Source organism: Actinopolyspora alba, assembly GCF_900112765.1.
GTDB classification, from domain to species: domain Bacteria; phylum Actinomycetota; class Actinomycetes; order Mycobacteriales; family Pseudonocardiaceae; genus Actinopolyspora; species Actinopolyspora alba.
The window spans coordinates 109674-124199 of the sequence record NZ_FOMZ01000011.1; the positions used below are offsets into that span (position 1 = coordinate 109674).

Annotated in this window: 13 protein-coding genes; 6 read left to right on the plus strand and 7 right to left on the minus strand. The window is 67.3% G+C overall.

Annotated features, from left to right (window positions below):
- The first annotated feature begins 215 nt into the window (after nucleotides 1-215).
- The gene (locus BM150_RS17270; RefSeq protein WP_092928339.1) at nucleotides 216-683 is read left to right on the plus strand and encodes a universal stress protein; all 468 of its coding nucleotides are present in this window, start codon (nucleotides 216-218) and stop codon (nucleotides 681-683) included.
- 34 nt (nucleotides 684-717) lie between these two features.
- Here the strand turns inward: BM150_RS17270 and BM150_RS17275 are convergent, their stop codons facing one another.
- A complete protein-coding gene (locus BM150_RS17275; protein ID WP_092928340.1) occupies nucleotides 718-1698 on the minus strand; it encodes an Acg family FMN-binding oxidoreductase in 981 nt (326 codons plus the stop codon).
- Nucleotides 1699-1735: 37 nt separating this feature from the next.
- Nucleotides 1736-2566, minus strand: coding sequence for a universal stress protein (locus tag BM150_RS17280; RefSeq protein WP_092928341.1), 831 nt, complete (start codon nucleotides 2564-2566; stop codon nucleotides 1736-1738).
- 208 nt (nucleotides 2567-2774) lie between these two features.
- Between BM150_RS17280 and BM150_RS17285 the strand changes: the two genes are divergently transcribed.
- Complete coding sequence (locus tag BM150_RS17285) at nucleotides 2775-3761, plus strand: Acg family FMN-binding oxidoreductase (RefSeq protein ID WP_217641715.1); 987 nt, start codon at nucleotides 2775-2777, stop codon at nucleotides 3759-3761.
- A gap of 99 nt (nucleotides 3762-3860) precedes the next feature.
- Here BM150_RS17285 and BM150_RS17290 read toward each other — a convergent pair whose 3' ends face one another.
- Nucleotides 3861-6281 carry a glycoside hydrolase family 65 protein gene (locus BM150_RS17290; protein ID WP_092928343.1) on the minus strand — a complete coding sequence of 807 codons (2421 nt, stop codon included), beginning with the start codon at nucleotides 6279-6281 and terminating at the stop codon, nucleotides 3861-3863.
- 126 nt (nucleotides 6282-6407) lie between these two features.
- Nucleotides 6408-7973, minus strand: coding sequence for a trehalose-phosphatase (gene otsB / locus BM150_RS17295; protein WP_092928344.1), 1566 nt, complete (start codon nucleotides 7971-7973; stop codon nucleotides 6408-6410).
- A gap of 172 nt (nucleotides 7974-8145) precedes the next feature.
- Here otsB and BM150_RS17300 point away from each other — a divergent pair, with 172 nt between their 5' ends.
- The 4 genes from BM150_RS17300 to BM150_RS17315 are packed head-to-tail and all read left to right on the plus strand — an operon-like array spanning nucleotide 8146 to nucleotide 10441.
- Entirely contained in the window at nucleotides 8146-8463 is a 318-nt protein-coding gene (locus BM150_RS17300) for an SAV_915 family protein (RefSeq protein WP_217641716.1), read from the plus strand.
- Nucleotides 8460-8747, plus strand: a complete 288-nt coding sequence (locus tag BM150_RS17305; protein ID WP_092928346.1) for a hypothetical protein — start codon at nucleotides 8460-8462, stop codon at nucleotides 8745-8747. The genes BM150_RS17300 and BM150_RS17305 overlap by 4 nt, the downstream gene beginning before the upstream one ends.
- Before the next feature lie 3 nt (nucleotides 8748-8750).
- Entirely contained in the window at nucleotides 8751-9914 is a 1164-nt protein-coding gene (locus tag BM150_RS17310) for a hypothetical protein (RefSeq protein ID WP_139219578.1), read from the plus strand.
- Nucleotides 9915-9967: 53 nt separating this feature from the next.
- A complete protein-coding gene (locus BM150_RS17315) occupies nucleotides 9968-10441 on the plus strand; it encodes a GNAT family N-acetyltransferase (RefSeq protein ID WP_175496887.1) in 474 nt (157 codons plus the stop codon).
- 106 nt (nucleotides 10442-10547) lie between these two features.
- On the opposite strand, the gene BM150_RS17320 is transcribed toward BM150_RS17315, so the two are convergent.
- The 3 genes from BM150_RS17320 to BM150_RS24220 form a co-directional block, all read right to left on the minus strand.
- Complete coding sequence (locus tag BM150_RS17320) at nucleotides 10548-11387, minus strand: SDR family oxidoreductase (RefSeq protein ID WP_092928349.1); 840 nt, start codon at nucleotides 11385-11387, stop codon at nucleotides 10548-10550.
- 113 nt (nucleotides 11388-11500) lie between these two features.
- Nucleotides 11501-12256, minus strand: a complete 756-nt coding sequence (locus BM150_RS17325; protein ID WP_092928350.1) for a GAF and ANTAR domain-containing protein — start codon at nucleotides 12254-12256, stop codon at nucleotides 11501-11503.
- A gap of 158 nt (nucleotides 12257-12414) precedes the next feature.
- Nucleotides 12415-12936 carry an STAS domain-containing protein gene (locus tag BM150_RS24220; RefSeq protein ID WP_175496888.1) on the minus strand — a complete coding sequence of 174 codons (522 nt, stop codon included), beginning with the start codon at nucleotides 12934-12936 and terminating at the stop codon, nucleotides 12415-12417.
- Nucleotides 12937-14526 lie beyond the last annotated feature (1590 nt).

The window sequence follows — 14526 nt, forward strand, 5'->3', positions numbered from 1 at the left end:
GCTGCTCATTCCTCGTTGGCGGGGCGGTTGTTCCCGTGCTGCGCGTTCACTCGGAAGCGACGATCGTGTCCCCACGGAGCATCCTCGTAAGGCAGCGGGCGCCGGTTCCCACCCGGTCGGTGCTCGGCCCTGTGCGAGGAAGTGACCACCGATCGACGTCCGGGACGGGAGCTCGTGCTCGTTTCCGGTGACAGTCTCGCTCAGGGGAGGTAGTCGTGTCGGAGGAGTACCACGTCGTCGTGGGAGTCGACGGTTCGCTCGGTTCCGAACAGGCACTGCGCTGGGCGTTGTGGCACGCGGAGCTCGTCGGCGATTCGGTCGTCGTGGCGGTGCGCGGTTGGGATTATCCCGAGCTGTACGACAGACCGGTGGCCGGGCCCGAGGCGGTGGCCCACCGCACGGCGGCGGCGTTGGACGAGACGATCGCGCGGCTCGTTCCGGGGAACTGCTCGGTTCCGGTGCGTCGGGAGGTCGTCTACGGCCACCCCGCCAAAGCGTTGCTGGACGTGGTGCGCCGGGTCCACGCCGATCTGCTCGTGGTCGGCAGCAGGGGATCGGGCGGTTTCGCGACCGCCCTGCTGGGATCGGTGGCCCAGTACTGCGTGCGGCACGCGCACTGCCCCGTGCTCGTGGCGCGGGGAGAACCCGACGGTAGTTCGGCTCCGTCGGGTGCCGAGTCGTGAGCACCGAGATGTCCAGCGGTGCTGGCTCCGCGGGCTACAGCAACAGCTCGCGCGGCTCGTGTCGCGGTGTCGGTGCGGTTCGCGAACCGTGGCCGACTCGGAGCAACGCCTGGGGGCGCAGGCTTTCCCCGAGCATCCGCCGCAGTTCCTCCCTGGTCTCGTCGATCTCGATCACCTGCGACATCAGGGAGGCCACCAGGCCGTTGGCAGTGGCCGTCAGCAGCATTCGTTGTAGTGCCTGTCCCGCTCGCAGCTCCGCCGCTCGACCCTCGTGGTAGGAACAGACGACCAGCAGCAGCGGATCGTACTCGAAGTCCTTGCCCGGCACGCGCGGTTCCGCCTTGCCCGCCGAGTAGTCCCGCAGCACCCACTGGTCCTGTGCCTCCCGTTCGGGCCCCGCCGCCGAGGCGGGCACCCCCTCGCTGACCTCGGCGGCGTGTCCGGTCCATTCGGCCAGTTCCTCCCGGAACCGCGGATCGGCCAGCTGCGCCCGATGCGCGCGGTGGACCATGCCCTCCAGTCTCCCCAGCTCGCCACGTTCCACGATGTGCAGCCAGCACCCCTCCCGCTCCACCGATTCGAGCAGCGAGTGCCGCTGCTCCACGGGTACCGGGGTTTCCCGGAAGGGACGTCTGTTCGTGTGCCGATCGGCGATCGCCCGGTACAGCACCCGCTGCTGCGGTGACATGTTCGAAGAGCCCCCGCCGCGTATCTCGGCCAGGACCGATTCCGCACCGGTGCTGGGCAGCAGGGTCACGACCGGGCTGATTCCCTCGTGCTCCAGGGCGAGCCGCATGTTCAGCAGCGCCGCGCCACAGCCGATCCGCAGTTCCCGCTCCCGTGGATCGGTGGCGGGCAGCCGCGCTCGTGGATCGTAGTGCAGTTCGATCGAATGGGGCAGCAGCCGGAATCGCCACGGTTGTCGGTTGTGCAGCGAAGGGGCCTCGCCCGCGATCCGGACCACTTCCTCGGCCTGTTCGGTGGACAGTCCCAGCGTCGGTGTGAACTCCGCCATGTCCGTCACACCTCCCGGGGCGGATCGTTCCGTCGCATCACTCCTGCTCACCGGCCTCTGGAACCATCGCCACGGGGCAGGAGGCCCGGTGCAGCACACCCCGGGCCACCGAGCCCAGCATGAGCCCGCTGAAACCACCGCCCCCGCGACGGCCCACCACGACCAGGCCCGCACCTTTGGAGAGTTCGAGCAGGGCGGTCACCGGATGCTTCTCCACGTCGATGCGGCGCGCCGTCACCTCCGGAAACCACGCGCCCCAGCGCTCCAGTCGTTTCGCGAGGTCGTGTTCGACCCGTCCGGAGGGGGATTCCCGCCGTGACGTCGGCTGCCGAGTCCGCGAGTTCCGGGACATCGCTCGCATCACCAGCAGCTCCGAGGCCCGATTCCGCGCGCGGGTGAAGCCGAACTCCAACGCGGCCTCGCTCCGCGCCGAGTCGTCGACCCCCACCACGACCTCGTCGCGGTGTTCGCTCTCGTCACCCCGGACAACCACGATCGGGCACCTGGTTCGTCGCGCCACCCCCACGCTGACCGAACCGAGCAGCGCGTCCGCCACCGGGCCGTACCCTCGCGAACCGAGCACCAGGAGATCAGCTGTCGAGGAACGTCGCACCAGCTCCTCGATCGGGTGTCCCTCGGCGACCTCGTGGCTCACCTCCAGCGAGGGCTGCGCCTCGCCGCACCTCCCGGCGATGTCGGCGACGGCCTCTCGGGCGTAGCTCTCCCGAGCCGGATCGTCGTTGATCAGCACGATGGTCAGGGAGGCTCCGGTGTGCCGCCGGGCCTCCGCTGTGGCCCAGTCGGCTGCTCGTAGTGCGGAATCCGAGCCGTCCACCCCGACGACGATGTCGTATCGCGAGGTGTCCATGGCAAGCCCCTTGTCCGAGGATCAGGGTTGTCGACGCTTCATCCGTTCCAGATTGCCCCTCGGTCGTGCAGATCGCAGTGCCGAAGCCGCGTCCGGGGCCCGACGCTGTCGCCTCCGGCCCGCGAGTCCTTTCGGCTCTTTCCTGTACGTGTGGCGCAGAGCTGTTCGAGGGACAACACGGGTCGTAGAGTGTGGGTGGGGTGCCTGTATGACCGGTAAGAGTGAGCCCGCGACAGCCACGATGCGTTCCGCGCTGGTCGTGGCCTGCCGAGCACCTTCGTTGCACAACATCCAGCCCTGGCGCTGGGTGATCGGACCGCGTTCGGTTCACCTGTATCTGGATCGTTCCCGTGTCTCGCCCGTGCTCGATCCCACGGGGGAGCAATCGGTGATCAGTTGTGGTGCGGCGCTTTACCAGGCTCGTGTCGGTTTCGCCGCCGAGGGGTGGCGGGCGCTGGTCCATCGCCTGCCCAATCCGGACCAGCCCGACCACCTGGCTTCGATCGAGTTCAGCAGGCTCGCCGACATCGACTCCGAGGCCGTGGTGCTGGCGGGGCTGGCCGCTCGACGTCGTACGGACCGCAGACCTTTCCTGCCCGAGCCCGTTCCTCCGGAGTTGTTGCGGGAGTTGCGGGAGGCCGCGGCCGCCAAGGACTGCGTGCTCGATTTCGTGCTGTCGGATCCGGCCAGGCAGCAGCTGTCCTACGCCATCCGCCAGGCGGGCAGGGCACGCGAGGACGATCCGGAGTACCGCCACGAGCTCGCGAAGTGGTCGACACGTCATGTGAGTTCGGACGGGGTGCCCGCTCGCCACATCCCCGAGGTTCATGCGCCGAGTGCCTTCGAACGGGATTTCGGTGCCGGTGAGTTGTCGATCCCGGTGCTCGACGACGGTGCGGAACTGGCGTTGTTGTACACGCTGGAGGACACCCGCGAAAGCGAGTTGCTCTCGGGTGAGGTGTTGGGCGAAGTGACGCTGTCCGTGGCCCGTGAGGGGCTGGTCAGCTGCGTGCTGAGTCAGTTCGGTGAGGTGTTCTCCGCCCGTGAGTTCGTACGTGACCAGGTGCTCGGTGGTACGGGAATTCCCAGATTCGTGCTGCGGCTGGGATGGCCGATCACCGAGCGGTTCCCCGCGCCGCCCACGCCGCGCCGACCGATCGCGGAGTGCGTGGAGAACCTGTTCCCGAACTACTGATCACTCGGGGTCGGTCGGGCGAAGCGCGGCCGGACGGTTCCCGGATGCTCTCGTTCCCGGGAATCGCCCTCCGCGTCGGATCACGGAAACGGATAATTTTCATTTTTCGGCGTGCTCCAGCGAGAACACGGCGGTCTCGCCCGGACCCAGCATCACCGTGCGGGAGCCACAGGCGCACCGGATCGGCGACTTCCCGCTGCCCGGCGCGGTGCGTACCGCCGCTGTCCGGCCGGTGACGGTGATGTCGACCGGGTGGCCGCGGAATCGGATCGCCAGCTCCAGCGCGCCGAGCTCCTCGGGCCAGAGCGGATTCAGCACGAGGGTGTGATCCCGTACTTCGATGCCCGCGAAGCAGCGTTGCAACAGATCGATGCTGCCCGCCATGGCCGCGAGATGGATCCCCTCGGCGGTGGTGCCCCGTTGCACGTCGTGCAGATCACCTGCGAGCACGTTGTCGAAGAACTCCAGCGCCTGACGTCGGTTGGCGCGGGCCAGTACCCAGGCGTGGACCACGGCGCTGAGCGTGGACCCGTGGCTGGTACGTCGAAGGTAGTAGTCGATGTTGCGCGGGATCGTGTCCCGAGGCATCGCGTAGCCCAGCGTGGTGAGCAGTCTCTCCAGCTCCTCGGCCGAGAGCAGGTAGAACAACATCAGTACATCCGCCTGTTTCGACGCCCGGTAGTGATTGGGGGAGTCGTTCTCGGCTTCCAGGATCCGGTCGAGTCGGCTGATGTCGCCGTAGCGGTGTCGGTAGTCTTCCCAGTCCAGTTCCGCCAGCCGTTCGTAGCCCTCGAACTGGCTGATGATCCCGTCGTCGTGGAAGGGGACGTACATCCGCCGTGAGAGGTGCTTCCACCGGTCGGTCTCGCTGTGGTCGAGATCGAGCTGGTCGGTGAGTTCGGCTCGGCGCGTGTCGTCGAGCTCGTCCAGGGTTCGCAGCGCGGTGCGGCACAGCCACGCCGTCATGACGTTGGTGTAGGCGTTGTTGTCGATACCCGGAGAATCCCGGTCCGGGTAGCCGGTGTGGTACTCGTCCGGCCCCACGATCCCGTTGATGGTGTAGCGGTCGCGTCCGTGTTCGTAAGTGGCCAGCGACGCGAGGAACCGGGTGGTCTCCAGTATCGTTTCCGCGCCCTGCTCGGCGAGGAACTCCTCGTCTGCGGTGGACTGGTAGTAGTGCCACACGTTGTGGGCGATCGCGATGCCGATGTGACGTTGCAAATGCGTGTGATCGGCCAGCCATCGTCCCGAACGCGGGTTCAGGTGCCACGACTGGCTCTCCTCGCGCCCGTTGCTGCCGCTCTGCCAGGGAAACATGGCGCCGGACAGTCCCGCTCGCCTCGCCGCGCGCCGTGCCCGCGGCAGCCTGCGGCAGCGATAGCGCAGCAGTGCTCGGGCCACCCGCGGCATGCGCAGCGTCAGGGTCGGCAGCACGAACAACTCGTCCCAGAAGACGTGGCCCCGGTACGCCTCGCCGTGCAGCCCGCGGGCCGGGACACCCACGTCCAGGTCCGCCGTGTTCGGCGAGACGGTCTGCAGCAGGTGGAACACGTGCAGCCTCACCGCCTGCCGGGTGGCCGCGCTCGTGGACAGCCCGCAGCGGAAGGTATCGCCCAGCCGGGCCCAGGCCGCGACGTGGGAGCTCAGCAGTTCGTCGAAGTCCTCGGCCTCGCGGGCGGCCTCCACCGCCTCGGAGACCGGCTCCACGATCGCCGAGTCCCGCGAGGTGTGGAGCGCCACGATCTTCTCGAGCCGTACCTCGTCGAGCCGGTTCGAATCGACGGTGAACTCCTGGAAGACCGCCTGCTCGTCGTGAACCGTTCGGCCTCCGCCCGCCAGCGGTACCTCATCGCGGAACAAGCGGGATCTGGCCGCCTCGGCCACCCGGATGTCCGATCCCGAGGTGCGTGCGTGCAGCACCACGAGGTTCTCTCCGACCTCGTTGCCGTGGGTGTCGACCAGATGCCGCCCGTTCAGTTCGCCGTAGCGTTCCACACCGTGGTTGCCGACCCGCCCGTCCAGGCCGCAGCGGAACGTGATGGTTCCTGACCAGTCCTCCGGCACGAGCGTGGTCTCCAGTCCCGCCAGATGAGGTCGGCTCATGTGCACGAACCGGCGCTGCACCATCCTGGTGGTTCTCCCCGAGCCGTCCCGCAGGCGCGCCCTGCGTACCAGGATCCCCCGTTCCAGATCGAGTTCCTGTTCGTGCTCCAGCGGCTCCACCACCGTCGGCCCGAGCCAGGGGCCGTCGTCGATGCGGAAGGTCAGCGCCAGCCAGTTCGGCATGTTGACCAGCGACTCGTGTTCCAGTTCCCGCCCGGACACCGTCGAGGTGATCCGGTTGTAGCAGCCCGCCACGTAGGTTCCCGGGTAGTGCACGCCGTCGTCGTCGGCCTCGGGCGCGCTCCCCCTGGTGGCGAAGTAACCGTTCCCCAGTGTGCAAAGCGCTTCCCGCCGCTTCTCGTCGGCCGGGTCGAAGTCGGTGAAGACGAGTCGGTGTGGACTCAGCGGATCGTTCATGACCGTGTCCCTCGTGGGCACAGCGGCGGAGCAACGCACCCGAACCCGCGTGGCGATCGGTCACCACGCGACGACGGGATTACCCGGTGAGGGTAGCCGGCCGGATTCCGAGACGCCGTTTCGAACTCAACGGATCCCACCCGCACGGTTCGAGGCGATGTGCCCCAGCACGTCGGTGAGTTCGTCCTGACCGTCGACCACATAGTGCGCCCAGCTGAGATGATCGGCATGTTCCGAACTGCGCACGAATATCCCGACACCGCTGTCGTGGACCACGCGCAGCGCGTCCTCGTCCGTCCGGTCGTCGCCCGCGTAGAACACGACGAAGCCCGAGTCGTTCGCCGCGGCTCTCACCCGCTCCAGCAGCCGGTGCAGCGCGGCGCCCTTGTCCCAGGCCACATTGAGCACGATTTCGATCACCCGGCGCCCGGTGGTCGGTTTCACCGTCTCCCGGTCGGCCGCCGCGTCGTACACCGGCCTCGTGACGTCCTCCACCTCCTCGTCCGCGACACCGCGATAGTGCACCGCCAGCGCGAACCGCTTCCGCTCCAGGAAAATCCCCGGCGTGACGAGTTGGTTTCGCAGCCGGGCCTCGATGGCGTCGAGATCGTCGACACCGGCTTCGCCGGCCCCGTGCACGAACACTTCACCGCCAGGTGCGGCCAGTTCGAAACCGTGGTTCCCGCCGTACCAGAGCTCGGACAGCCCTACCTTCTCCCGCACGTCGCACAGATCGCGACCGCTGATCACGGCCACTGTCGAGCACCCGGCGAGTCTTCGCAGCACCTCTCGACCGCGGTGAGGCAGCTTGACTTCGGACGGGGTGTCGGCGATCGGTGCCAGCGTGCCGTCGAAGTCCAGTGCCACCAGCAGCGGTGCGGTGCCGAGCCGTCCGACGATCCGGTCCCGGTGCGACACGGCAGCGGGTAGCGTCCTGATGTCCCGTGGCTCGGTGGCCTCCTGTACCGCTACATCGAACAGAGTTGTGACCACCTCGTCCGCCCCGGAGGAAAGCAGCGCCTCGGCATGACCGGTACGGTCCACTCCGATCACCCACCCGAACCCACCGGCTCTGCCCGCGCGTACCCTGGCCTCCGCGTCCTCCAGCAGAACGCACTCCGACGGTTCGGCTTCCAGCAGCCGAGCTGCCTCCAGGAAGATCGCCGGGTCGGGTTTGCCTGCCAACCCGAGCTCATCCGCCCGCAGTCCGTCGAGAACGACGTCGAACAGTTCGCCGAGGTCCGTGTGCCGCAGCGCCCACTCGCAGTTGCGGCTGGCCGAGACGAGCGCCGTGCGCGTCCTCCGCTGCCGCAGGGAATCGAGAAGTCCACGAGCGTCCTCGTGAACCCGAACACCGTTCGCCTCGACGAGTTCGCGGAAGTAGGCGTCCTTGCGGTTACCCAGACCGTGCGCGGTGTTCCGCTCGGGCCCGTCGTCGGCGTAGCCCAGCGGTATCTCGATCCCCCGGGAGCGCAGCAGTGCCAGCACGCCGTCCGTCCGGCGTTTGCCGTCCACGTGACGCCGGTATTCCTGCTCGGTGAAGCGATCGTGCGCTCCCGACGAGGTCGTTCGAGTCGCCAGGTACTCGTCGAAGAGCCGTTGCCACGCCGCGAAGTGCACCCGGGCGGTGTCGGTGACCACACCGTCCATGTCCAGCAGTGCCACCTCGTACCTGGCCGGATCGATGTTCACAACCTCATGATGGCTCTCCTACCGTGACACCGCAGACCGTTCGGATCGGGCACGGTGGTCGCACAACCCTCCCGCCGGGGCGGGCGTCCCACGAGTGCCGAGCGAATCGGTGCGTGGTGCACGGGGCTCGGTCGCGGCGGCATCCGTACGTGTCGGTACGAGGAGTGGTTCGGTGACCGGGACTACTGGTGGATCGGGAGAGAAGCGGCTACCCGAGGATTTTCCGCCCATGATGTACCTGCCGTGCGAGACGCACGTGGCTCGGGCGGAGGACGCCGTGGTGCAGCTGCGCGAACTCGACGACGGCAGGCTGGTGCTGCCCGTCTACTCGGCGCTCGACCGGCTGCACTCCTGTTGTGGAAGGCGACAACCCTGGTTGGTCATGCCCGCCACGCAGTTGGGAAAACTACGGCGGATCGCCTACTTCGATCTCGTGGTGCTCGACATGGACATTCCCGAGGAACAACGTGTCCAGGAGGTGAACCGGTGAGTTCCGGTTTCCGAATCGACCCGGTGATTCTGGAAGAGATTACCGGCACCCTGCGGCAGGCGGGTGACGAGCTGCACCGCACACGCGCCACGGCACCCGCCGAGCCGGACGCGGGTGAGGCACGCACCCCTGTGGCCGCACTGCTCAACCAGCTCGTCGAAGAAGCGGAACGGCTCTCGGCCACCGCCTCGGCGGCCGGTGACGCGGTGGCCGACAGCGCGGCCGCCTACACCGAGGCCGATCGACGGGCACGCGAAGAACTCCCCGATTTACGAGGGCAGTAGGACATGCCTATCCGGACCACAGTGACCGGTGACCCCTCCGCCGTGTTCGCCGCGGCCGAGTGGATACGCGGCACGCTGGCCAGAGCGGTAACCGACACCGCCGACCGGGTGTTCACCGCCCGCAACCGGGCGGACTCCGGCTGGCAGGGCACGGCGGGGGAGGCGTTCCGCGACACGTTGACCCGAGGGGGACAGCTCGCGGACGAGCTCGTCGGTGACGCCGACGGGATAGCCGCCAGGTTCGACGAGGTCGCCGCCAGTCTGCGGTGGACCCAGCGGGAGATGCGTCGCATCCGTACCGAAGCCGTGGCGGCGGGACTCCCGGTCACCGAGCGCACGGTGGAGGAGCCTGGTCCCCTGCCACCCGATCCCGGCCCCGCACCCATGGGGAGCGCTGCGACACCGGACGCGCTGCGGGCACACGCCGAGGCCGTGACCGCGAGGCAGAATTTCGCGGCACGGCAGCGGGTGTACGAGAAACTGCGTGTCGAGGCCGAGGTCGCGCACGCGGAGTGGAGTGCCACCGGTGCCGACATCAACAACACGGCAGGGCGATTTCTCCGGAAGAACTGGCCCACCATCGGCAGCTCCGTGGTCGCGGCCGGTGAGAGCGTCGCGAACTACGACCGGTCCATCAAGTCCGCCCAGGCCGGGATGCTCGGTGACGAGGCGGCGCTGCGCGGCAGCTGGGCGGAACGCGCTTGGCGTGCCGGTAACCGGGGCGAGTTCGAACGCCTGCTCGGCCGGTCCGAGAAGTACGCCACCCGGGCGAGCACCGCCTCGGACGACGTGGCCGCCTACGGCAAGACTATCGGCAGAGCGGGGCTGGCATTCAGCGGTGCGCTGACCGTCGGAGCGGTTGCCTACGACATGTCCAACGGCGAATCGGCGGCCCAGGCGGTTTCCTCCAACGGGGTCGGGCTGGCTTCCTCGGTGGTCGTCAGCTCGGCCGTGTCGGGAGCGTTGGCCGGGACCGCGGTGGGCGGTCCGGTCGGGTTCGCGGTCGGTGCCATCGCCGGTGTAGCCGCCGGTGCTATCACCTCGGGAGCCGTGGACCACGCCTTCGAGAACGGCAGTGACGATGTCGGGCGGTTGGCCGACGACGCGGGTGAGGTACTCGACTCGGGGGTCGACGACGCACGGGGCATCGTCAGCGGACTGGTCTGAGCCGCCCTGTTCACATGTCCCCGAAGCGGCTCGCCGGGGCGTATCCTGGCCGAGTGATCCCTTCGGAGACCGGGTGCCGACTCGGTGGGAGTGCCGAGGCCGATGAGATAGCCGGACTGCTCGACCGTTTCCAGCTCGAGTTCGACGAGTTCACCCCGGGCGCGGGCCCGCTCGCCGAGCGGATCCGCGCTCACGTCGCGTCGGAGATCAGTGTTTTCGTGCTCGCCGAGCCACGTCACGTGGGTGTGGCCCAGCTGCGGTTTCGCGATCACCTGTTCACCGCGAAGCCGGTGTGTCTGCTGGAGGAGTTCTACGTGGTGCCCGAGTATCGCGGGAGGGGATACGGAGCAGCTGTCCTGGGTGGCGCGATCCACCTCGCCCGGCAGCGTGGCGCGGCCACGATGGAGCTGGGCACGGCCCAGAACGACACGGCGGCACGGAACCTGTACGAGAAGTACGGTTTCACCAACCTCGAACGCGAAGGCCGTCCGGAGACGCGGCTGCTGTACTACGAGCGCGAGCTGTGAGCCCGCTTCTTCGCCGGACCGGCGCCTGTGGCCCTTCCGGAGACCAGTAGTCCTGGCGTGTATCGGCCCGTCCGCGTCGAACCCGACTCGCGCGGCCTCGGCCGCTTCAACGGTGCCGTGTGCCCCGCTCCGCCAGCACAGCCCGGTAACCCGCTCGGTAGTCGGGATAGGTGAACCGGAACCCCGATTCGAGGAGTCGATCGTTGCGGCAGCGCTTGCCCGCTCCGCCCGGTGCCGCTGAGTCACGTACGGCCGGAGGGGCCGTGCCGAGCTCCTCGGCGAGGAAGCGCAGTATCCGGGCGCGGTCGACCGGTTCGTGGTCCACGCCCATGTAGACCGGTGCCGGGTTCTCCACCGCTGTCGTGAGATGCACGATGGCCGAGGCCGCGTCGTCGCGGTGGATGCGATTGGTGTACCTCGGGGTGGACTCGACAGTGGCGGTGCCGTCTCGTACCCGGTCGATCAGTGAGGTACGGCCGGGACCGTAGATCCCCGCCAGCCGCAGAGCTATCGCCTCGGGAAACCTGCTGTGCAGCCTCTCCTCGGCAGCCACGAGCATCTCGGCCGTCGCCGAGCCCGGGGCGGTCGGGGTGTTCTCGTCGACCACGCCGTCGATGTCGCCGTAGACCGCCGTCGACGACACGAACAGGATCCGTGGCCGGACTCCCGTCTCGTCGATCGCGTCGAGAACGTTGGTCAGACCGTCGAGATACGTCGAACGGTAGCCCTCGGCCGTGCGTCGATCGGCGGTGAGCACGATGACGACGATGTCGGTGTCGCCGGGCACGGATGGACGCTCTCGGGTGAGATCCACGGCCTGCCCCCCGATGTTCTCGGGAAGCAGGTCCGGAGTGCGTCGCAGACCGAGCACGCGGTGTCCGGCGGCCGCGAAACGCAGGCCGGCCTCCGTCCCCAGATCACCACATCCGGCGAGCAGCACCCTCATCGTCGTCGCTTTCGATCGTCGTCAACCGGTCACAAGCCTGTCGGTACCGTTCGACACCTCACGGACGAGCGGACCTAGCACCCGAAGCATTCGTGAATGCGCGAGCGGGCGGGTCACCTCGTCGTGTCGGTGCTCGCGGGACCGACCGCCTCACTGATCATACGCTCGGCGACTTCGCGCAGTTTGGTGTTGCTGCGCTGGGAATAGTCGACCAGGGTGGCGAAGGCCTTCTCCGCGCTGTAGTTGTGCAGCACCATGAGAATGCCCTTGGCCTGTTCGATCATCGGACGCGACTCCAGGGCGGTGCGTAACTGCTCGGTGAGCCTTCGAGTGGCGAGGTAGCGCTGCCAGGTGCGCAGATAGCCCTCGATCGCGGTGGTGTAGAGGTCCAGCACGGTCGCGTCCAGCTCGCGGTAGCCGTGATCCCGTCGCGAGTAGAGGTTCATCGCCCCCTGGTACTCGTGGTCTATGAACAACGGCGCGGACAGGTAGCTGCCGAGCCCCGCGTCGGTGGCCGCGCTGGTGAACTCCGGCCAGCGCTGCTTCGCCTCCGTGAGTTCGACCCGGACGATTTTTCCGGTTTCGGCTGAGTGCAGCGAGGGGCCGTTGCCCACCCGGTACTGCTCGGCGTCGACCTCGATCACCGTCTCGTCGGTGCAGACGAAGGTCTCCGGCCCGTCCTCCCGATGCAGTGTGATTCCGGCCATGTCCACATCCGGTACGGCTCGCAACACCTGCCGGCACACCCGATTCAGCAGTTCCTCGAGTTTCTCCTCGCGCTCCATGGAGTCGGTCACGGTTTCCAGGGCCCCGGTGATCTCCTCCAGCTGGGCCTGCCACTCCGTGTCCTGCGTCGGATACTGCTGCATTCGGGCCTTCCTTACCGTGAGCTAGCCGAAGGCGATCCTACTTGTGCGGCCATGATGCTCCCGGGCGAACCGCGTGCTCTCGGCACACGACGTTCCACGCGGACGTGGGAGTCCCGTGGCAGCGGAGCCAACAGTCGGTCACACGGTTGCGGTTCCCGCTACCGCTCGCCGTTCGACAGGATTCCGGCGGAAGCGGCGGCACCGGTGGAACCGACCCCTTCGGGCACGCGTGCGGCCGGGACGGTTTGCAGCGCCGATGTCACCGTCGGATGACTCTCCACGACGGCGCCCAGACCCGCTTGCCACACCGCTCGCCGAACCGCGTGCGTGTTCACAACCAGTCGCAACAGCATACCCCGGTTGAAGGCCTGGGAGTGAGCGTAGCGTAACAGTTCCAGGCCGGAAACGTTCAGGAAATCCACGGCGCCGAGATCGATCACCAGGAGTCGGGCCGTGGCCGACAGCCGAGGAAGGAGTACGTCCCGGAACCGTGTCACGGTGGTGGAATCCACCTCGCCGACAGCGGTGAGCAGAATGGTGTTCGGGCCCGGTCGCGCGATTCGCAGCCGCAGCCTTTCGGACTCCTCGGCCGGCTCCTGCCAGGCCGGTTCGGACGCCGGAGGTGTTCGGCGGTCCGCCCCGGCGGAAACGGGGTGTTGTTCGAACGGATTCGGTGTCATGGTTTCTCCTCCACCTGCATCGACGTGTGCCGTCGACCCAGGCGTGTAAGCCCGATGCGGAACCGATCGAAGAAGAGGCCTGAGCCCGTGCCCGGCCGTGAAAGCAGTCCTGCGAGCCTGGATCCGACGACACCCTGCTCGGATGTGCTCCAAGCCCGAATGTGATCCGGCTGACTGCTCAACCTTCCCCGAGCGTAGCAGTAATCGCGCCGGTGGGGCACATGTCACCGGGGTGGTCGTGACCCGGATCACCCGGTTCGACCGCGGAGTTCTCTCCAGGGGTGTCGCGAAAGGATGTATCGGGCGGGGCTGATGTGCCGGGCGGGGATCGGGGACTCGTCGTAGCGGGCCCGTTGTGAAGGGAGGGGTGTCCCCGCTGCTGGTTCGAACGGGAGCACCCCCCCTGTTCATCCCCGGGACGACGTGGCTGTGGGTTCAACCTCGTATCCCTCGGCCAGGTATGGCCCGGGCACCCCGATGACCTCCCGACCAGGGTTACCGGGAAAGACCCGATCCACACGTGGTCGGCGGTGGTGATTCGGAGTCCGGTCGAGCCGTGAGGTGGACACTTGGTCCGGTTGCGAGACGTGGAAGGCGCTCGGCAATATCGTGAACTAATTTCGTGATTGCTGTCCCGGCGGTGGTCCTCGAAATCTTCGTCGCGGTTTTAGTAGCTCGTTCGTGTGTTTCACGGAGTGAGCGTTTGTCGATGTCCACATTCGATGTATAAGCTTTTGATCAGCGAGTGCGATACAAGCTTTCCGTGGTGTTCGTCGGGACCGGTGTCGCTGGCTCGGCCTCGTTTCGGGCGGAACGGGTGTTGGCAGGGGCATGACTGACCGGAGGGCGCGGTGGAACAGCGTGATTCCGCGAAGGGGGTGTGAACATATGTTGCACGGTTTATAGCATCGCTGGTTACAGGGAAAAACTTTCCCGTCCGGATGGACACCGCGCATCATCGGTCAGGATCAGGCGTGGGGGCGCGTGCGATGACGATCACCGGTCGTTTCTTTTTCTGCTGATGTTTTTCGTCGTGTAGCCGACTGGCGTGGCGCTTCCTGTGCCGGAAGTACCGAACATCCACCTTGGGATCCTTTCAGGAGCAAAGGCTCTTCGAGGACACTGTGTTGGCTCGTGTGTTCATCCTGATCCGGTCGAGTGGTTCCGGTGCGTGAGTCGCGATGCATCGTAGAGGTGCTGGGCACGTGACCGGCAATCGGCGCAAGCTCCGGCCTTCGGGCCGGAGTGAGCCGATCAGGTGTGTTCGTGGTCGGACAGGTTAAGTAGGGAGCCGTTTTACGCGGGGCCCATTGGTTCTGCGCGTACTGTCGGACGATACGCGGCGGTGAGCCACCGGAGAAGGTGGCAAAATACGAGGGTGGGCACAGGCGTCCTCGGTGGTTCCGGGTGGAAGTGTTGCTTACCTCGTCGCGAGGCCTCGTCTGTGAGGCTGTTTACCGGTTTCGATGCCGCCGAGTGCGCTGCGGGCACTCCACGAATGGGTTCGGGTTCGTTCTCGCCGATGCGGTAGCTGAGCATCGCCCCGAAAACGCGGTGTCGACCAGTGTGATAGTTCTCGGACAGTAGGCT